The sequence below is a fragment of the Clostridium polynesiense genome (assembly GCF_000820705.1).
GTDB classification, from domain to species: domain Bacteria; phylum Bacillota; class Clostridia; order Clostridiales; family Clostridiaceae; genus Clostridium_AA; species Clostridium_AA polynesiense.
Genome location: NZ_CCXI01000012.1, coordinates 22,424 through 43,410, shown reverse-complemented (window position 1 = coordinate 43,410; position 20,987 = coordinate 22,424). Strand labels below are relative to the sequence as shown.

General features: G+C 32.5%; 18 protein-coding genes and 1 other RNA gene. 2 read left to right on the top strand and 17 right to left on the bottom strand.

The window, feature by feature from the left end:
• Positions 1-366: 366 nt before the first annotated feature.
• The 6 genes from TA89_RS01870 to TA89_RS01845 form a co-directional block, all read right to left on the bottom strand.
• Positions 367-3,180, bottom strand: a complete 2,814-nt coding sequence (locus TA89_RS01870) for a sigma 54-interacting transcriptional regulator (RefSeq protein WP_052447267.1) — start codon at positions 3,178-3,180, stop codon at positions 367-369.
• Between the two features lie 424 nt (positions 3,181-3,604).
• Positions 3,605-4,378 (bottom strand): NAD(P)/FAD-dependent oxidoreductase, encoded by a 774-nt coding sequence (locus TA89_RS01865; protein WP_278246187.1) that lies wholly within the window; start codon positions 4,376-4,378, stop codon positions 3,605-3,607.
• Positions 4,379-4,696: 318 nt separating this feature from the next.
• Positions 4,697-4,996, bottom strand: coding sequence for a PTS sugar transporter subunit IIB (locus TA89_RS01860; protein ID WP_040210396.1), 300 nt, complete (start codon positions 4,994-4,996; stop codon positions 4,697-4,699).
• A 17-nt stretch (positions 4,997-5,013) separates the two neighbouring features.
• A complete protein-coding gene (locus tag TA89_RS01855) occupies positions 5,014-6,312 on the bottom strand; it encodes a PTS sugar transporter subunit IIC (RefSeq protein WP_040210394.1) in 1,299 nt (432 codons plus the stop codon).
• On the bottom strand, positions 6,296-7,705 hold the full coding sequence (locus tag TA89_RS01850; protein WP_040210393.1) for a glycoside hydrolase family 1 protein: 1,410 nt from the start codon (positions 7,703-7,705) through the stop codon (positions 6,296-6,298). The genes TA89_RS01855 and TA89_RS01850 overlap by 17 nt, the downstream gene beginning before the upstream one ends.
• A gap of 4 nt (positions 7,706-7,709) precedes the next feature.
• Entirely contained in the window at positions 7,710-8,024 is a 315-nt protein-coding gene (locus TA89_RS01845; protein WP_040210392.1) for a PTS sugar transporter subunit IIA, read from the bottom strand.
• Positions 8,025-8,379: 355 nt separating this feature from the next.
• Here TA89_RS01845 and TA89_RS01840 point away from each other — a divergent pair, with 355 nt between their 5' ends.
• Positions 8,380-9,909: a BglG family transcription antiterminator gene (locus TA89_RS01840; RefSeq protein ID WP_040210391.1), complete on the top strand. Its 1,530-nt coding sequence runs from the start codon at positions 8,380-8,382 to the stop codon at positions 9,907-9,909.
• Positions 9,906-10,268: a PTS sugar transporter subunit IIA gene (locus tag TA89_RS01835; RefSeq protein WP_040210389.1), complete on the top strand. Its 363-nt coding sequence runs from the start codon at positions 9,906-9,908 to the stop codon at positions 10,266-10,268. The genes TA89_RS01840 and TA89_RS01835 overlap by 4 nt, the downstream gene beginning before the upstream one ends.
• Before the next feature lie 112 nt (positions 10,269-10,380).
• Here the strand turns inward: TA89_RS01835 and TA89_RS01830 are convergent, their stop codons facing one another.
• The 11 genes from TA89_RS01830 to dhaM form a co-directional block, all read right to left on the bottom strand.
• On the bottom strand, positions 10,381-11,607 hold the full coding sequence (locus TA89_RS01830) for an IS256 family transposase (RefSeq protein ID WP_040210388.1): 1,227 nt from the start codon (positions 11,605-11,607) through the stop codon (positions 10,381-10,383).
• 106 nt (positions 11,608-11,713) lie between these two features.
• Positions 11,714-12,262 (bottom strand): hypothetical protein, encoded by a 549-nt coding sequence (locus tag TA89_RS01825; RefSeq protein WP_040210387.1) that lies wholly within the window; start codon positions 12,260-12,262, stop codon positions 11,714-11,716.
• A 26-nt stretch (positions 12,263-12,288) separates the two neighbouring features.
• Positions 12,289-12,669, bottom strand: a complete 381-nt coding sequence (locus TA89_RS01820) for a hypothetical protein (RefSeq protein WP_040210386.1) — start codon at positions 12,667-12,669, stop codon at positions 12,289-12,291.
• A 454-nt stretch (positions 12,670-13,123) separates the two neighbouring features.
• Positions 13,124-13,834: an HAD family hydrolase gene (locus tag TA89_RS01815; RefSeq protein ID WP_040210384.1), complete on the bottom strand. Its 711-nt coding sequence runs from the start codon at positions 13,832-13,834 to the stop codon at positions 13,124-13,126.
• A gap of 312 nt (positions 13,835-14,146) precedes the next feature.
• Positions 14,147-14,983, bottom strand: a complete 837-nt coding sequence (locus TA89_RS01810; RefSeq protein WP_040210382.1) for a transglutaminase domain-containing protein — start codon at positions 14,981-14,983, stop codon at positions 14,147-14,149.
• A gap of 250 nt (positions 14,984-15,233) precedes the next feature.
• Positions 15,234-15,713 (bottom strand): NUDIX hydrolase, encoded by a 480-nt coding sequence (locus TA89_RS01805; protein ID WP_040210381.1) that lies wholly within the window; start codon positions 15,711-15,713, stop codon positions 15,234-15,236.
• Between the two features lie 603 nt (positions 15,714-16,316).
• Positions 16,317-16,672, bottom strand: a transfer-messenger RNA (tmRNA) gene (gene ssrA / locus TA89_RS17890).
• 330 nt (positions 16,673-17,002) lie between these two features.
• A complete protein-coding gene (locus TA89_RS01800) occupies positions 17,003-18,235 on the bottom strand; it encodes a hypothetical protein (protein WP_040210380.1) in 1,233 nt (410 codons plus the stop codon).
• A gap of 167 nt (positions 18,236-18,402) precedes the next feature.
• On the bottom strand, positions 18,403-19,800 hold the full coding sequence (locus TA89_RS01795; protein ID WP_040210379.1) for a membrane protein: 1,398 nt from the start codon (positions 19,798-19,800) through the stop codon (positions 18,403-18,405).
• A gap of 233 nt (positions 19,801-20,033) precedes the next feature.
• Positions 20,034-20,501: an SsrA-binding protein SmpB gene (gene smpB / locus TA89_RS01790; RefSeq protein WP_040210378.1), complete on the bottom strand. Its 468-nt coding sequence runs from the start codon at positions 20,499-20,501 to the stop codon at positions 20,034-20,036.
• 96 nt (positions 20,502-20,597) lie between these two features.
• Positions 20,598-20,987 carry a dihydroxyacetone kinase phosphoryl donor subunit DhaM gene (gene dhaM / locus TA89_RS01785; protein WP_040210376.1) on the bottom strand — a complete coding sequence of 130 codons (390 nt, stop codon included), beginning with the start codon at positions 20,985-20,987 and terminating at the stop codon, positions 20,598-20,600.

Below are 20,987 nucleotides of genomic sequence, written 5' to 3'. Positions count from 1 at the left end.
AAACAGTGTCGAAACCGTTTGCACTGGATTTTACTGATGTAATTGAAAAGAATAACAATGTTTCATAACTATCTTTTGACACTGTTAACCTTTTCAGTCCCACTAATTAAATTTTCAATATAAACTATCCCAGTTAAAATGAGCCGCCAATATATAATATTGGCGGCGATTGTCTTTTACATATTTTTATTTCATTATCAGCTTTTTAATAGTGTCTTTAATCAGTTCTAATCTATCAATATCTACATTGGAATCTTTTCTGCTCCTAGTATTATATATAACAAGATTATCATTTATATCAGATGCACTAAAAATGTATAGGCTTTGGGGAAAGTACTGAAGCGCAGAGTTGTCATCCTCCTACTGTTACTTTCCTTTGAGCAAATTATACAGATATTTTATTTCCGTGATAGGGATATCTATATTGTAGGAATCTTCAATTCCACTAAAAGCCATTTTTATCAATTCTATTTCCTCGCCCTTTGTTTTTATAAATCTTTCCAGATCCTCGCAGGTATCAATAGGAGAGTTTCTTATTAATCTCTCCACCAAACAACTTACATGAAAATAAACGTTATATCTTATCCTGTTATTTAGCTTACAGTTCGACAAACGCTCATAATTGCCCAAAGAGTCTGAAATTTCATATAACAATTTATCTTTATCTAAAATTGTTATATTACCTATTAGCCTTTTTAAGGATAAACTAATTACAAGGCTGTTTATAATAGTATCGATTTGATTCTTACTGGCCACTGTTTCAAACATTTTATTAATACTTTCACCGGCATTTTCAGAAGTAATATCATGAAGATATATAAAGGGTATCCCTACTATATTTGGATTTATAGGTCCAATGGCTCCTATGACGTCATATTGTTTAAAAATCATGGATTGCTTGTCAAAATCTTTTATGCTCTCATATTGATAATCTATAATCTTTACATCTATCTCCTTTGGAATACTCTTCTTTAAAATATTCTTCAGCTTTTGAGCTACACCTAGTCCAGTAGGACAAATAGCTAATAATGCCTTATCCTTTTCTCCTGAATAATTAACATAATATTGAATTTTATTATCTTCTTCAATATTTCTAACTATTTCCTCCATATCATAATTATCAAGCAAATAACTTCCTATCTTAATAGCTATATTGGCTGATGTGTTGTTTATTAAAACAAAAGGAACTGTAATTACTTTTTGCAGGCTAATATATAGTTCCTTTATAGGAATTATATCTGATAAGATTAGCAATCCTTTTCTTATATCATTATCCTTGGTATACTTTAGAATTCTCTCAGAAATAGCTTCTACGGTGGGAGAAGTGAATGTATCCAAACCTTCAAATTTATTCTGTTCTAAAGATACATCCGTTCCTTCGAATATATTATGTACTATAGGTACATTTATCCCTTCAAATATATTATTCTTTAAGATTATATTTACTGCATCACATATTCTACTGGCAGTTTTATCTCCATAAGTCAATAAAATAGGTTTTATGCTGTCAAAATCAGAATCAAGGCCTAAACTAGCCAAAAATATAGTCAATAATAACTTGTCTTCATTTTCAATTGAAATCTCTAAGTCCTCATAAATCAAGGTTAATATTTTATTAGCTATAATATACTCCTTGTAATATTTTTCTTTGTATTCACACAACAGTTCATCTTTTATTTTTCCTTTAATCTTATATTTTCTTGAACCTCTTATGTGAAAATAAGCGGAAATGAAGTATATGTTATTACTGGTGAATTTCAAATTATAAAGAAGAGACGTATCGTTCAGTGCTTTCTCTACAATGTTTAAAATATATCCAAACATATTTTCTTCATATTTTGCATTATGACTAATAATAAAGCAGTCGATTATTTTTTTTATAGCCTTAAAAGAAAAATATTCAAGTAGCCTTGGGTCGATTTTCCCTGTACAGTACTTTTTATAATAATAGCATATTTCTTCAAAGAAACTGGTTAATTCCTCTACATCATCCTTTTTAAAAGTTAATTCCTTCTTATAATCTTTACTAGGAGAAATTAATATCTTTCTACTTTTAAGATCCTCAGATAAATTTGGAGCAGCTGTACTGTTAATAACATCATCAGGCAGGTTGCGCAAATTAATATATACATCCTTTTTATCTTTACTCTTCACATAAGCCTTGGCACAAGTATACTTTATAGTACTGTAAAGTCCCCCGGCGTTTCCTTTTGAAGTATTATAAAGAAGAGTATCTATAACTCTTCCGGAGATAACTAGTTTACGATTAAGAATCTTACTTTCTCTGTGGAAGAACATATATATAAATTGAAGTTTTTCTTCATATCCTCTCTCCTCTAAAGAAGGCAGTGTTACAACAATAGGTATTCTTCTTATAAAGGTTTCCAGAAAGGATGAATTAATATTTTCTGTGGTTGCCATTACTATTCTAATACTTGCTTTACGCCACTTATCACTTTCTCCTACTCTCCTGAATATACCTTTATCAAGAAAAGTGAACAGCTTTTCCTGATTTTCACCATTAAGCCTGTGAACCTCGTCTAAGAACAGCATCCCTCCATCAGACTCTTCCAATATTCCCTTAGTATCAGCAACAGCTCCCGTAAAGGCACCTTTAACATATCCAAATAGATTGCTGGATAAAAGTTCCGGATTATTAGCATATTGCGCACAATTAAATATGTAAAATGGAGCATCTTTAGGCAGCACTTTATTCTTTACTGAAAACTCAAACATTAGATTTGCCATATAGCTTTTACCTGTACCTGTAGGTCCATAAATTAATATTGGAAGGCTATTATCAGGATAAAATACAGAACTGATAATTTGTTCAATGGGCTTTTTTAAGCTTCCATTGCAGCCTACCATCTTACTAAACACATTATTATCCCCGCAGACTTCTTTATTTTCTTCATTGAATAATTCTTTAATACTAGAGTATACACACTTTGATAAAGGAAAAAACCGCTTCTCAAACATCATTTTGTTTAGAAAAAGTACCGGTCTTGTATTAATTTTTACTAATTCTTGACCTATACTCTCATTAAGGTAATGGCTCACAGTATTTCGTTTTATATTAAATTTAAGCGCTATATTTTCTGAATTTAATTCGCTAATTAAAGTACTAACGTCACAATTTTCAGTCATACTTCTTATATACTCTAAAATTTTCTCTTTCAATTCAATCCCCCTTTTATAACACCTTTGTAAACCTTTTCTATCGAGCCCTTAAGTCATCCTTATGCTTGTATCACAGATTTTTGTAAATATATTATTTATCCTTTAATTAAAATAGATTGTCTATTATAAGAATATTATGTCATATTTTATCAATAGTCAACATAATTTTCTATATTTCTTAAAACAATACGAATTTTTTTATTTACTATTTTCCAAAATAACATTATTTCTTGATTTTTAAATTTATCTAAATATATTATTTAATCTTTTTTATTTCAAAAGAAGAGTAAGCAGTTAAGTACTTACTCTTCCTAGGGTAAATTACAATTTGAAATATAATAATATTTTACGTTAACTATTGAAAATATTTAATAACTTTATTCTTTTATTCATTTATATTTTGTTAATTAAACTAGTTTACAATCTATAATTTTAATGCTAATTTAGTGGCCTCAAAAATTGCCTTTTTTGCATCTCCTACTTTAGCTGCATCACCAATTAAATGCACATTATTATATTCACTGTTAAATGTATTATATAATTGAATATTTGATCTGGAACCAAAGGCTAGTACAATAACATCATATCCTGACAATTCTAAAGCTTTTCCTTCATATTCACATACAATTACATCTTCATTAATCTTCAAAACCTTTCTATTTAACATTATATTGACATTAAGCTGTTTTAAATGGTCTAAAAGATTTCCTCTTGGTCTGGCTGGTGCAATTGGTGCTACTTTATCTATCATATCTACAATTGTAACTGAATTATTATATTCCGCTAACAATTCAGCTGTTTCTGCACCAACTAATCCTGCACCTAAAACCAGAATATTTTTATCAGCAAAAATTTTATCAAAAGATAATATTTGATTAGCCAGCACAACGTTTTTTCCGTTAATACCTTCAATTGGAGGAACAATTGGCAAGGAACCGGTAGCAATAATGATTTCATTATAGTTTTCCTTATCCAATATTTCTTTTGTAACTTCAACGCCATAAATTATTTTAACATTATATTTTTTGCATAATGTCAAATAGGTTAATATAGTTTTAGAAAGGTCTTGTTTCATTGTTGGTACGCTTGCTAAGCGGTATTGACCACCTGCAGTATTTTCTTTTTCACAAACCACAACTCCATGTCCTCGTTTACCCAGAACCCAGGCAGCCTGCAACCCCTCAGGTACCGCTCCAATTCCATTTGCCGCTCCAGTAACTACTGCTATTTTTCGGCATAACGTCTAATTTCCAATTTATTATCTCCCTTCACTTAGAACTCTTATCTTTTGCAAAGTTTAATTTTTTAACAATCAAATTTTACAATCCTCTTTATAAAACTTCATTGTCCATTATATACAAACATAATGAAGTTTATTTTCATAATTAAGTACAATGAAAAACAGAGAATCTCTATATAATTCTCTGTTTTATAATGCATATTATCTAACTTAAATATGAAAATAACACCCCTAAGAGAGATCCATAAATTGGACTCATCTTAGAGGCATATAACTTTATTTCTGAATTTTATTTAAAATATCATCCATTACTTTTACAGCATTCATCATTCCAAAATCCTGTGGTGAAATAACCATTGTCAGTTTATCTCCTGCTTTTTCACTGACATCATCTGCTGCAAATCGAATCTGAGGTCCAAGGAGAATAACATCTGCATTACCAACATGTTCATCAATTTCTACAAGAGGCACAGCGGATACAGTGGCATCAATTCCGCGTTTTTGGGCTTCTTCTTCTAAACGCATTTTCATAATACCTGTGCTCATTCCAGCATTACATACTAATAAAATATTCATATTATCGTCTCCTACTATTAATTTTCTGATTCTTCTTTTATTTTTTGTTTTTCATAAACCTTAAAGAAAGGCAGATATATAATCATATCTATTATAATTAAACCAACAACTAATAGTAAAGCTTTAATGTCTAAAGTATCAATAAGCGCTGCTATTGGGCTAAACATATTCCAGCTTGCATAAGCAAAGGTACGTGCAACTAATCCTGTGCTCATTGCAAAGTAAGTAATTAAACCATTTAAAGGCATTACCAGTATAAATGGTATCATCATAATAGGATTATACATAAGTGGTAATCCAAAAATCAAAGGCTCATTAATATTGAATAAAGATGGTATAAAGCTAATTTTACCAATTGCTTTAATTTGTTTTGACTTACTTCTTAAAGCTAAAAATGCTAATCCAAGTGTTGCTCCACTTCCTCCAATGGCCATAAAGTTCCACCAAAATGGTGTTGTTACTATAAAAGGCAGTGAAGCTGCTGCTGTACCTGCGGCAAAAGCTGTTGCATTTGCTCCTAGGTTACTATAGAAGAATGGGTCTAATGCACTTGTAATAACTGAATCATGAATTCCAAACCACCAGAAAAGCATTACCACTACAGCAAGGATTATTACACCCCATACATTATCCACAACAGCTACTATTGGAGACATGATAAGTGTCATAAGTGCAGGAAGTCCATTTCCTGTCAATCTAAAAATAACATTATTTAAGGTTGCTACTGTGATCAGTACAATTAATACAGGTACTAAGTTACCAATTGAATCAGAAAGAGCAGGTGGAACTCCACTACCTCCCAGTTCAATACGTCCAACCTTTTTCTCAACTAATAAACGATAAAATTCAAATGTTGTAATAGATACTAAAATTGCTGTAAATAAGCCTGTTGCTTCAAAATATGTAAAGGATAAATTACCCTCTGCACTCATACTAGCAGAAATAACAAAAGAAGCTGCTGTTATAAATATAGGAATAATAGTTTGCATTTTGTAATGCTTAGCCAAGAAGTACCCTATTCCTATTGCTACATATAAAGACATAAGCGGCATAGTTACTAAGAATACATAATTAAGAATAGGACCTAGTGCGTCTGCTATCATCTGCCATCCTTGCATTATAGAACGAAGAACCCCTGCCTCCATGGTTGTATAATCCATTGGAGGAGAAGTAATTACAAGGGAAAAACTTCCTAGTGTAAATAATGGAACAAGCGCTAAAAATGTGTTTTGAAGTGCTTGTAAATACTTTTGTCTTGATAATCGATTTGCCGTTGGGGCAATCTTTTTTTCAATAAAATTACTGAATCTTTGCATTGAACTTTTCTCCTTCACTTAAAATATATTGTTTATACCAATAATAACTATCTTTAGGGATTCTATTATTATCATTATCATAGTCCACATAAACTAACCCATAACGTTTTTTATAACCATTAATCCAACTGTAAAGGTCCATGGTAGACCATACAAAATAACCTCTTACATCGCATCCATCATCTATGGCTTTTTTAATCCATTCCAGATAACTCTTTAAGAATTCAACACGATATTCATCATGTACACATCCATCCTCTAGTTTGTCGTAATAACCAAGACCATTCTCAGTGATAATGATTGGAGTATGGGGGTAAATCTCCTTTAATTGCATTAATAAATTATATACAGCCTTTGGATAAAGCTCACATCCCCATGCATTTTTTTCTGTATAAGGATCTTCATCTAAAGCAAACCAACCTTTTATAATTGTTTCGTTCTTTGTTTTGCCATCCCCGGTGTTATTTGCTGTCATAACAGTTTCTCCGCCACTGTAAGGCTTTACTAAGGTTCTGTCATAAGCATTAATTCCCAGATAGTCTACCTTACCCTTTATGAAAGTTTCCTTATCTTCTTCAAGCATGTAAGACAGGTCAAATCCATCGCTTTTTAATTTATCAATAAACCCTTGAGAATAGACACCGTTTACACTAACTTCATTAACACAGCGGTTATAAAATAAATCCGCCATATAAATTGCTTCTTTATATTCCGGTGTATCCTTTAAAGCTTCTATAGAATAACTATCACTTACAATTCCAATTTGACCTTTTCCCTTCATATCTTTATAAGCACTAACAGCACCTGCACTGGCAAGGAGCAAATGGTACATTGCTTTCCATCTTCTGCTTAAGTCCTGTACATTAGGCGGATAATTCCCTCTGCCATAGCAGCAGATGGTTTCATAATTTGGCTCATTAACAGTAGCCCAAAGCTTTACTTTATCTCCAAATTCCTCAAAACATACTTTTGCATATTCTATGTAAGCTTGTACTGTATCACGATTTTCCCAGCCGCCTTTTTCAAACAGACCCTGAGGTAAATCATAATGATATAAAGTTACTAGGGGTTCTACCTTGTACTTTTTACATGTATCCAATATTCTATGGTAAAATTCAATACCTTCCCGGCTTCTTTCCCCTACACCCTTTGGAATAATACGTGTCCATGCTATTGAAAATCTATATGCATTTTGTCCCCCTTCTGACAGCATGCGGATATCTTCTTCATATCTATGATAATGATCACTTGCCACGTCACCGGTTACGGGATTAACTACATTTTTTTCGCTGTGACAGAAGGTCTCCCAATTTGACATCCCTTTGCCGCCTTCTTTCCACCCACCTTCACATTGGTAAGCAGCTGTTGCACTACCCCACAAAAACTTTGCCACTTTGTTACCTCCTTTCTTTGTATAAAGATATAAATTCCTTTGCAATTCTCTCGTACATAATAGTTGTCATTAGATGATCCTGTGCATGTATTAAAAGAACACTAAATTCTAAATTACTTCCCTGTGCTTCTGCTACTAAAAGATCCGTTTGAGCTTTATGTGCTTTCACTAATTGCTCATCACCGGATCTTAACAGTTCATCTGCCTCTTCATATTTTCCTTCCTTAGCTTTAGCAACCGCTTTCATAAAGCAGGAAAAGGCATCTCCGGCATAACTAATTAATTGAAATGATATATTTTGGATTTCTTCTTTGTTCATCAGTAGTTCACTCCTTTTGATAAGGTAAGTATATATTCAATAATATTTTTAAACAAACTTACTTTTGCGTGGTACGCCGCAATAATATAAAAATTTAAAGGCATCTTCTTATGACTTACCCTATTGACATAAAAATCTGATTACTTAAAATAATACTGTAATATCATTTATTGACTGCACTATATATATTGAACAAAATCAAATAAAATAAACTAAATTTAAGATATGATATATACATTATGGAATCTTTTAAACTTTATAGAAAACGTTCTAATTTCAAAGTCTACTTCTACACCATAATATTGTTATAAAAAGTGAAGCTAAATTGCTCTCATCATTATTGGAGGTTCGAGATATGAATGGTTTTAGTGAACGGCAAATAAAAATCATCACTGCTATTGCAAATGCTGATTCCTATATTACAGGAAAAACATTAAGCCTTTTACTTAATGTTTCTGTTCGTACTATACAATCTGAAATTTCAGAAATAAACAAGCAATTATTATTAATACACTCTTCTAATAAAGGTTATTACATTGACACAACTAACTTTAAACTGTGCAGCAATGAATTATCACCTATGCAGAGTTTAGAGCATTTAATTTTACATAAGCTTCTTTTTTCTGATACTCCTCTGCACATTGATGAACTTGCTGATTCACTTTATATAAGTACCAGTTATTTAGAAAAAGCACTGCATTCTTTTGATGCAGTACTTAAAAAATATCAGCTTAACATATTACGAAAAAAAATGCATATTAAAATACAAGGAAATGAACTTAATAAACGCCGATTTATAAGCTATCTTATTTTAGAAGAAAGCAGTCCTACGTTTAATAAGCTTGAGACACTTAATGATTATTTTCCTAATATAAATATAGATAAAATTAAATCTATTATTATAAATTCAATCAATAAATATAATTATTATATAGCAGATACATATTCTGAAAATTTAATAGTTAACCTCACTATTGCCCTGTACCGTATGAAAGCAAACTATTATGTAACAGAGGCATCTTACGAAGATGTATACGAATCCTCCGTTGAGTTCAAAATTGCAAAAGAAATATGCCAGCAATATTCAGCTCATCTCTGTATTATGCCAACTAAAATAGATATCGCATATATGGCAATAATTTTAATGGGCCAAATAAAGCCTATACAAGAAGGTTCAGAAGTATCTCTTCCATCTGAAATACTAACATCTGAATTTCTCCATCAGATTAATATGATACTTATGGATGTATTTGAATATTATATGCTTCATATAGATTATTCTGATTACTTATATAGCTTTGCACTTCATGTAAAATCAATGATAAAGCGTGTAAAAAGCAAGAACCCTTCACATAATGATATTTTGTACACCATAAAAAAGAGTTGTCCCTTTATACATGATGTTTCTGTACAAATTGCAAAAAAGCTGGGTGAAATATACCAAATTAATATTCCCGACTCTGAAATTGGTTATATAAGTGTACATATTGGCTATTTAATAGAAAACGCCATGCCAAAAAATAATAAAATACATGTTATACTTTTATGTCATGAATATCGCCATATTGCAGCTAACATCAAAAGAAAGCTTGAGGAAAACTTTTCCGAACTAATTGATATTTCAGTTATAGATATTGAAGACAAACAAAAAATTTCAGCAGTAAATGCAGATTTGCTTATCACCACTGCCCCCTTAAATATTGTTGGCTTAAAAACGCTGTGTATTTCACCTTTTTATAGTCATAATGATCATATTATGATAGATAAAGCTATTCATACCTGCTTAAAAAATCAGCAAGTAAAGCGATATAATGCTTTACTTTCATCACTATTTAATGAAAATCTTTTTTTAAGCAGGATAACTTTAAAACAAAAACTGAAGTGATTAAATTTTTAGGTCAAAAAATGATAGATTTTGGATTGGCAGAGGAAGGATTTATAGAGTCTGTCCTTAAGCGTGAAGACTTGTCATCTACTTGTTTTTTAAATACCTTTGCAATTCCTCATGCTATAGAATTAAATGCTAAAAAAACGATGTTTTCTGTTCTAATAAGCAAAAAGGGAATAAAATGGGATAAACACACTATCCATATTGTCCTTATGATAGCGGTTAATCAAAAGGATCGGAAAAAATTTATGGAGCTTTATGACGGTATAGTAAAATGCTTAGATAATCCTGAGAAGGTTAAATTGCTTATATCTTCTAATACACATTTGGAGTTTATTGATCATTTTAAGAGATAAATTAAATGTTTCCAAATATAAAAACCTCGATAACTTAGATGTTATCGAGGTTTTTAGTGGTGGAGTCTAATTGAATTAAATCGAGGGTGTTATTTTCCATTATAAACTTGTTCTATCCAAGCCTTCCTTCGTACATGATTGACATCTCTCCATACACTTTCCCCCAGTTTCTTATTGGGAGGTTCCATTTTTTTGTAGCCTCAAAAGTTGAAAGATACAGAGCCTTAAGAATTGCTGTATCGCTTGGGAATACACTTCTCTGGCGATTGAGACGTCGATATGTACTGTTTAAGCTTTCAATGGCGTTGGTTGTATATATTACCTTACGGACATCAGCAGAGAACTTGAAAATAGGAGTTATTACATCCCAGTTTCTATCCCAGCTTTTCATGGCATTGGGGTACCTGTCTTCCCACTTGTCTCTAACAGCCTCCATCATATCGTGTCCGGTCTTTTCATCAGGATCATGATATATTGATTTCAAATCTGCTGCAAAGAGCTTCTTGTCCTTATCAGATACGTGTTTAAGGGTGTTTCTTACCTGGTGTACTATGCATCTCTGGTACTCCGTTTTTGGAAAATCTACAGATATGGACTCTTTTATTCCGGAAAGGCCATCGGCACACAGTATGAGTATGTCCTCAACACCACGATTCTTCAGTTCATTAAGAACACTCAGCCAGTACTTGCTGCTTTCATTCTCCCCAATGTTGATTGACAGGACTTGTTTCATGCCATCTTCATTTATGCCTAGGATAATATATGCAGCAAGTTTACGGATCACATTGTTATCCTTCACAGAGAAGTGCACTGCATCTATAAAGACTATTGGATAGACAGACGAAAGTGGTCGGTTCTGCCACTCCTCTATCTGTGGAAGCAGCTTGTCTGTTATGTCCGAGACCATCCCTTCGCTCACGTCAAAGCCATATATATCTTCTGTCTGCTCAGAAATCTGTCGGGTGGTCATGCCCTTGGCATACATGGAAATTACCTTGTTTTCGATGTTTGAAATATCCTTTTGATGCTTTCTTACGACTTTTGGCTCAAAGGAGCTTTTACGATCCTGAGGAACATCAATAACCGTCTCACCATACTTGCTTCTGATGGTTTTAGCTTTCCTTCCATTACGAGCATTTATGCTATCTGTTCTTTCATAAGGTTCATACCCAAGATGCTCGTCCATCTCTGCTTCAAGCATTTTTTGAATGGTACCACCTAGCATATCCTTTAGGGCATCCTGAATATCTTCAGCCGATTGGATGTCATACTCTTGAAGTAGTTTTGCAATGATATTTTGTTTTCCTTCACTAATTGGTTCTCTTTTTCTTCTTGCCATAAAAAACAGCCTCCTATGATTTGATTTTATCATAGAAAGCTGTGTGCTCATTTATAATTTACAGACTTTTCTTCACAGACTCAATTTTAAAGATGCAGTAATTTTTCTATTTTAGGGTTTGTTTTATATCATTGTAATTGCCAGTTAAATCTTTTAAAATTTCTTTATTTTCCAATGACTGTGGTTTTAATGTAGTAATACTGTTGCTAGATTTTAAGTTACTATTAGTGTTTTCTATGATATATATTCCTTGCCCTCCACCTACAGGAACATAACAATCTGGATTATCAATACCTTTTTTTAAGAATATTAATAGGTTTTGTCCATTTTGTATAATAGTGTCTGCACTAGAATCTTGAAGTATTTTTAATTCTTTTAAATCGGTCTTTCCTTTAATTATTTCATTAATTTTTACTGTTATTACATCAACTTGAATTTCTTTATAATCTCTTTTTTCTTGCTTATCTGTTACTGTTATTTCAGCAATTAAATCACTTGAATTCTTTAATTCTTGCAAGTTTTTTATTTTTAAAATAGACGCCTTTGTAGCAGTTTTCTTTGTGTCATTATTAGGATTATTATATATTGAAAATCCAATTAAGCATGATATAAGTAATCCTATAACTGCTATTGACAAAAATATTTTTTTATTCATATTTATCACTCCTTTAAATGCAAATTTTAATTATATGCTCCGTATCTACCGATAAATAAATTGTTTTCATAATTTGTAATTGACAATGGTGTGTAAGTATCATATCCATACATTATATAGGCAGAGTCTTCACAATCATTCAATCCAAAAGCATGACATATTTCATGAGTTGCTGTAGACTTTTTTAAGTCCTCTGTAGAAACCTTTGATGAATTCAAATAAATTTCATATACATTACTTGATTCTTTTCTTGTATTTCCAACCCATGATACATCAGACCAATAATTAGAACTTAGTCTTATTTTACAATCGTTATAATAATTGCTATCTGAAACATTAATCGATACATTTGCAGGACTTGATGTTAATTCTCCTTTAGCATGACTTACTGCATTGGACCAATCCATAGGTCCATATTTCTAATATCTAGTGGTAACTTGTAATGGTTTAAATGTAAAACCCCAAGAATTATCCATGGTTGGCAAGTTAGGATAGGCAAAAACTGTTGTACTGCTACATAACATATTAAATAGAAAAAGTAAAACAAAAAACTTTTTTCGATTCTTAAATTTATTCATTAAAATCCCCACATCTTTAAATAATAGTTATATTTTAACAAATAATTCAAAATATGCAACTGTGTTTAGGTTTAAATATTAAAAAATATTCTATCTCCCCTTAATTGGGGGAATAAACTACACATTAGGTGTTTCATACCCATATTAAATCCGTTCCTAAGGTAGTATACATGAACTCTCCCACAGTACAGAGAATGTCCCAGAATTCCCTCCACTCCCTTACTTAGACATCCTTATCCGTGAAAACCAGATAAGAATTCCTCCCATCCATAAATATTGGATTCTACCTGATTACTTCTAAAATTTCTTTTAAATTACTAATTTCAATAACCTTTTCCTTATTAGTTCCAGGAGCTTGTTCACGATTTAAAAACACCGGCGTAAATCCAAAATCACCAGAACCAAGAACATCAGCTTTAAAATTATCTCCAACGAAATAAATTTCATTCATCTTGATGCTATTATCATATTTTTTTATATCATCATATACAATTTGAAATAGATCTTTATGAGGCTTCTTTATCCTATAATCAGAACTATAGTGTGTATTAACAAAATATTTTTCTAAATCATATTGATCTATATATCTGTTCATAACCTTTCTCTTAAATGCTGAATTACTTAATAAATAAACCGGGATGCCTAAAGCTTTAAGCTCCTCTAAGTCAGGAATAGTGTCCTCAAATAATTCAATAGTATTCATTATGTTTACACAATTATATTGAATTTCTTCCATGGAAAGCTCCGATTTAAAGCCATATTTATTTTTGAAGTCTAAAAGTTCATCTTCAAAGGGTAGTTCTGAGTTATCTTCATTCCTTTTTTCAAAAAGTACTTTCCAGTGTTTATCGACATAATTTAAAAAATCTACTTTATCAGTATCCTCTGATAAGATGTTTTCATGCAGATAAGATAAGCCTGATGAAAAATGAAAATCCACCTCTCTAATTAATGTGTCAAACAAGTCAAATACTATCACTTTTGCTTTTGCCATAAAATGCACCACCTTAGAAAATTATTATTTGTCTTATATTTATATTAAAAAACATTATTAACTAACTACTTTCATATTCTGCTATCATTACCTATTGAAAGTATTTATCTTATTGCTTATGATATACTATTTTAAAGAAAAAAAATAGCCTTAACCTAGTAAAATCAAGGCTTAAGGCTATTATAATTAATTATAATATTATAACGCTTAATTATAAGATAATACTCCTCCATAACATTTTTTTCAATTGTTGAGGGTTTCATTGGTGGAGGCGAAGCTATGTAATTATTCTTTATATATTACATACAATGCTCATATTAAGAAGAAATCTTTCGCATTCAGGTTAATAAAACTATCTCTGTCTTTAAAACCATTTAATGCTTTTTCCCATTCGCCTGCAAAATATGCAGGACTATTTTTTATAGCATATTCACAGTATGCTACTTCTCTTTCTAATACATTGAATCCATTTGGAACACAATAAATATCTTCTTGATTTGATAACATGTCGGAAGCAAATGTATTAATTTGCAAAGATTTAAAGTAAAACAAATTTTTTGCCATATACGTCATATAGTTGTCATCAGGCACATTGCACTTTATAAAGCTATAGTTACCCAATCGAGATCTTGCTTCTATTGGAGAAAGAATGTTGTCTTTTTCATCAAGAAAATAACGGTTATTTCCCGGATCTATTAATATCCATTTATGAAAATGCTTTATATAAACAATTGAAACTACGTGCGTATCAAAATCATATGGGGAGTAGGGCAGACAATGTAAGATTCTTGATTTTATACCTAATGCCAGGCAACACTCAGTAAACACTATCGCTTGTAGTCGGCAATAAACCCCAAACTCTCTACCTTTTTGAAAAGAATAGTCAAGAATATCAATTGAATTTTTCGGTATAAATTCAACATCTGTTATCCCTCCATTATGAAGAACATTTCCGCTACACCATTTAAGTAAGTTTAAAACTTTATCTATTTCCGAACCATTACCAGCAATGTCACTTATTTTATATTTAGACTTTAGTACGTCAAACTTTTCAGAGTTATATTCATATATGAAATCAATTCTACTACTTCCGCTAAAGTCATCAAAAACTTTTAATGCACCTGCCAAAAGTGAATATTCACGTTCCATATTGCGCCTCACTTTCCTGTTATAGATTAATAATTGTCCTATTGTTCCATACATTAATGGAAATGGTTATTTGATTGGGTTTTTAAGCCTCTTAATCAGAGTTTAAGAAATTCAATAAAAATCAAAGGTGAGAATTGAAATTTTGCACTAATGCAACCTTTATAAATATGCAATAAAATTAAGACATGAAAGGTCTGGTGCAAATGAAAACAAATTTAGTAATTTATTTATTGCAAATCTCTGCACCTCATTAATATTTTACTTTAAAATACTCTATCCCATCGCTTATGCATCCTATTTTATCTTTTAAAAATAACGGATAAATAGTAATATTTTTCAATTCTTTAAGCGATAGCCAAGTAAATACTATATTACAATTATCTTTTTGCGAGAAAAATTCACCTGTATCAGGAATATCCGCATTATTTTCAAGGGAAATAAGATAATAAAAAGCAAGAGAATGGCGTTTCGTTCTGTTATAGTCCCAAAAATATTCTTCAACCCAAGCAAGTCGGTGTATTTTAACATCTGCTCCGGTCTCCTCTTTGTACTCTCTAATTAAAGACTTATCCGAGCTTTCTCCAATAATTACATGACCACCAGGCAAGGCGTACTCCGTACCATCTTTATCTCTTTGAACAAGTATTTTGCCATCACGCATTAAAATCCCAACTGTTCTAAAACTACAAGTAAAGTTATCTTTGTTAAACAGCCAGTCTTGTTTTTGCATAGTAACTCCTCCTCTTATTTTTAACTATCTCTCTATGTTAGTTATCTTTACGTGAGCTATATACAAAATCAAATTTAATATTAAGCGTTTTAATATCCGTCATACTCATGCATATATATTCTATGTTTTTTGCCTGATTCTTCTTGCGCTGTAATAAGTTTGCCCCCAATATCATTTTCACGGTGTATTATTCAAATAACTAGAAAGTATCTTATTTCTAATTCTAACAGAATTTTACATTAGAATTTTATAATATTATAGCACAATCCTTGATAAACTGTAACCCTTCAATAACATAGTGCCTTACTTATATGACAAATCCATGAGATAATTACTTCATAAATTTTCTAGTTTTTTTAAAAAAACTTGTCAAAGCAACTTTATAGGTAACAGAAAAAGTAGAACTCATAAAGAAAAAATTACAGACTATACAAACAAAAATTGATAGTTTAATTGAGGTTAGGGCAATAACTAGCAGCAAAAGTATTTTAAACACACTCTCCAAGCTAACTACATATCTAATTCAGCTTAGAGACAAACTGGTCAAAAACAGCATGAAAAACGCCCACAACTGAGCCTTTAGGGTTCGATTGTGAGCGAATATGGTGGAGGCGACGGGAATTGAACCCGTGTCCGAAGGTAACATGCATGAGGCATCTCCGAGTGCAGACCATGTTTTAACATTCCCTCAGCAGGACGCCCATGGACAGGCTTCCTGCTTCAGTAGCTTCATTTATTCCGTCCTTTGGTCAAAGCTTTCCAAAGTGCGGTTCCCTACTAATCGACGCCCTATCCCAGGCCGTAGGCCTCCCGGGTAGAACGAACAGCTATATTAAGCTGCTAATGCAAAATTGTCTTCTGCGTTTATCTTTAAGTCCCTAGTTTTTTAAGGCGGGCCCAGAGTTCCCTCCACTCGCTTCCTCAGACATCCTTACCCCCGTCGAAACCAGTACGCCCCCATATTATAAGGGTATATGGCAGAAGTTCATTGCAATGTCTGATCACTGCATATTCAGTTGTATTTTTGTAAATATCAGTTTAAGCTTTTATTTCTCAAGCTCCCACTGCTTTTATGGTACATTTAATATATTACACTATCTACTATTATTATTCAATAGGATTGTTGCCTCATTAAAGCCAATAATTATCTTCTTCTCCAGCCCTTTCTTTATTAGGTTTACCACTCTAATCCTCACTTATGGCAGGTCACCGTAGGTCATATTTTCATAATTAATTGGAAATTTTTATTAATTTTACAGATGAAAATTAATCTTCGGATTAATCATATACTATAATTCCATATCTGCAAAGCCCTTAAAATTATCCTGCCAGTTTTTAGTCCTTTCCTCTAGAGATTCAATATAATTAATGCTAAAAGGAAGATACCAGCTTATATTCTCTATAAATCCTTCAGTGAAATATTCCTTTGATCTAACTGCTGAAAAAAGTATAAGCATCAAGCAGTTAGTTTTAATTATATCCTTTAAGATATGATTATCTTCACCCTTTAGACCTATCACCGAATTCACAATGTTTTCAGTGAAATTTATAAGCTTCGATACCTCCGTATCTAAAGGAAGATTTCCTGCTTTTAAGGTCATAAGAGTTCTGTGCCTCATGTTTATATCCACTTCTACGTCCTGAAGGTCGTCCGCCAGCTGAAGCATAAAACCATAACCCAGACAAAATATTTCTTCCTCCTTTGTGAGGCTGCCTCTAATCAAATAACCATCTGCCAGTACTGATGCTGCTCCCTTTTCTAAGGATATATTTAAAAGCTCTTCTTCAATAATATCCTTATCTCCTTCTCCTGTTTTTTGCTGAAGGAGACTTTTTATCTGTCCTTCATTTATGAGCTGAAGGGAATTATATACCTGAGGATATTTCTTTCTTGGATAAGACTCCTCTATAAAACTCACTAAGGAAAAAACCTTCTCTTCATGTTTATCTATTGGGTTAATAGGCTCTCCCTTAAGCCTTTTCATAAGCCTTTGATTAAATTCTCCTTTTCTTTCACAGTCTATATCCATATCATCCAGGAAGTTATCTGTATAGGGATACAAGAGGCTGTAACCAAGTATTGCTGAGTTTAGCTTTATCTCCTCTCCCATTACCCCCTGAAGTATATTTACTATCCATACATTTCTTAAAGCCTGACATATATCCTCCGGAGAAAGCTCCTTATCAAAACTTCTTGTCCTTTCTAAAAATTCTTCAGTACTTCTAAAAAAGCTGTTTTTCTGTTCCTTTGTAAGCCTGTTTAAATTAAAAAAGCTGTCTCTTTCTATGGCACTATCAATTTGCTTCTCAATCTTTCTTTTCCATTGCTCTTTTTTTGTTTTATCTTTAGGGATAGCTTTCAATATTCTTTGAAGTTTTCTGATTAAAGCATCCGTTTCTTTTTCTCTTCTTTTCTTTTCCTCTAAAGTAACAAGTCTTAATTGCACATTTACGGTTTCTTCAGAGCTTTTCCAAAACTCTTTTATCTCTTTTAAGTATTCATAAAAAGCTTCTGTCCCCATAATATCCCCCGCACAGCTTATTTATACCTGATAATATCTTTTTTAAAAAACATTAATATTATTCTCTATTATATAATACTATAAAAAACTTAATTTTTTATTAATAACACCTTATTATTTCCATAATTTATAAAAACCCGCAGTACTAAGTACTGCAGGTTTATAATTCATAGAAAAAACATAGCTGCTATAGTAGTTGCCGCTAATCCAATAACCACCGGTTTTAGATTTTTTCTTGTAAGCTCGAAGGGATCCACTCCACACATGGCTGCTGCTGGTATTACAGCCCAAGGTATCAAAGTTCCGCCTCCTATCCAAATTCCGGAAATCTGCCCTAGTGCCGTTAAGGTAGCAGTACCTGATCCTAGACCTGTAGAAAAAAGCCTTGCTACAGAGCCCACCAGAGGGATACCGGAAAAGCCTGATCCGTCCAGCCCTGTAATGGCTCCCACTGTGGTTAGGGTAATAGAAGAAATTGCAGAGTTTACAGGAACTACAGAGGCTAAAGTTAATCCTAAGTCATTTACAATTCCCTTTGAGGCTTCTGGAAGCACCTTTCCAAAGATGTCTAATATAGCTGAATCTCCTAAATAAAAAAAGGCTGCTATGGGAATAACCACTCCAAATATTTTAAATCCAAACTGCAGACCTTCTACTAAATGCACCGTCACCTTTTCAAAGACACCCTTTTTATAAGCTAAGGCTCCTATAATGGAAAGTATCACTAAGGCAGTACCTCCAATTAAGGCGGTGGCATCTCCTCCCTGAAGTTTTGCTTTATACATTATAACTATGTCTGCACCAAAAAATATGAGCATCATAAGGGCAAGGAGCTTTTTAGTCCTTAGAGAAAATCTTACTTCAAGTTCGTTTTCTTCTGAAAGTTCTTCCTTGGCATATTGAAGCTCTTCTTTGTATATTCCGCTTTTTATTTCCTTCTTAAGTATAATGTAGGCTGATATTGTGGTTACCAAAGCCATAACTATGGTTAAAGGTATGCTGGCTTTCATTACATCTCCTACCGGTATACCTGCAGCATCCGCAGTAAGCTTTGGGGCTGCCTGTATTATATAATCTGTAGACAGGGCTATTCCATGTCCAAATAGATTCATAGCAATAGCTACACCGATAGCGGGAAGTCCTGCTTTCTTTCCAATAGGTAAAAAAATTGCTCCTATTAACGCTACTGCAGGTGAAGGCCAGAAAAACCAGGATATTATCATCATAACAATCCCTATTATCCAGTAAGCCATATCATAATTTTTTATAAACCTTTTAAAAGGAGATATCATAGCTTCATTTATTCCTGATGCCATAAGCACCTTGCTCATAGCTGTAATCACTGAAATTATAAATATGGTAGGCATTAATTCTTTAGTGGCATAAATCAGCCCGTTAAATACTCCCATGAGTGATTTAGACAAAGAAGCTGTACCTAAAAGACCAAGCACGAATACTCCTATAAGAGATACCAGGCTGGTATCCTTTTTCATTACCATAAAGGCAATAATCAATATAATGAATACTAAATACACATAGTGTAAAGAAGTAAGAATAACTTCCATAAACTCCTCCTTGAATTATTGTTATGTAACATGATATTTCTCAATTATGCTCTTTAAGGAGGATTCAAGCTTTATAATTTGTGTATTATTCCTTACAGGTATAATTATATTACGAGCTTTCCATATATATACTATAAAATATGCCACTACCCTAAAGTGGTGATAAAAATGTCAAAACGTCATATGTCAGGTGCCTGGCACCTGACATATGACGTTTTTAATTTAAAATTGATTTATCTCATTCTCTCTTTGAATTCTCTTTCTATGTCTCTCTTATGAGCCTTTTCAAGCATGGCATCTCTCTTGTCATAGTTCTTTTTACCTTTGCATACCCCAAGGTTTACCTTTACTCTGCCATTTTTCAGGTATAAGGAAAGTGGTATTAAGGTGTAGCCCTCTTGAGAGGTAAATCCAATCAACCTTCGTATTTCACTTTTATGCAGTAAGAGCTTTCTTTCCCTTAAAGGGTCTACATTAAATATATTTCCCTGCTCATAAGGACTTACATGCATATTTCTTATGAATATTTCGCCATTTCTCACTTCTCCGTAGCTGTCCTTTAAGTTTGCTCTTCCGTTTTTTACAGACTTAACCTCTGTTCCTACAAGTTCTATTCCAGTCTCCATGGCTTCCTCAACAAAGTAATCATGTCTTGCTTTTCTATTTTCAGCTAAAGTTTTATTTTCATTTTTTCTTGCCATAATCTCACCTACTGTGGTTTTTACTATTTAAATTACTACTAATAATACCACAGAATTCAATTATAATCTACCTTACAAGCTTACAACCCAGATTTATTAAATAATTTTTCCTATTTTAAGAGGTTTTAAAGACTCATATACCTCTTCAATGCCTCCTCCGCCGCTGATGGCTATAGCTGCAGTTAATCCACCTTCCACCAAAGGAGCATCCATTATTTTTATATTCTGTTTTTTCTCTTCTTCCATTTCTTCAATTATCATCTCTGCAGTCATAAAGGTACTGCCAAGGTCAAATAAAACCACAACTCCCTCAGAACGGTAAGCTTCATTTATAACCCTCTGAGTTTCCTCATAATCCGAGCCTATTCCGCCCTCTGGAGTCCCTCCTACTACAAATATATCCACCTCCGGAGCCATTTCCTCGATGAGAGCCTTAAGTCCCTGAACTATAAGCCTGCTGTGGGACAAAAGTACTAAAGACATCAT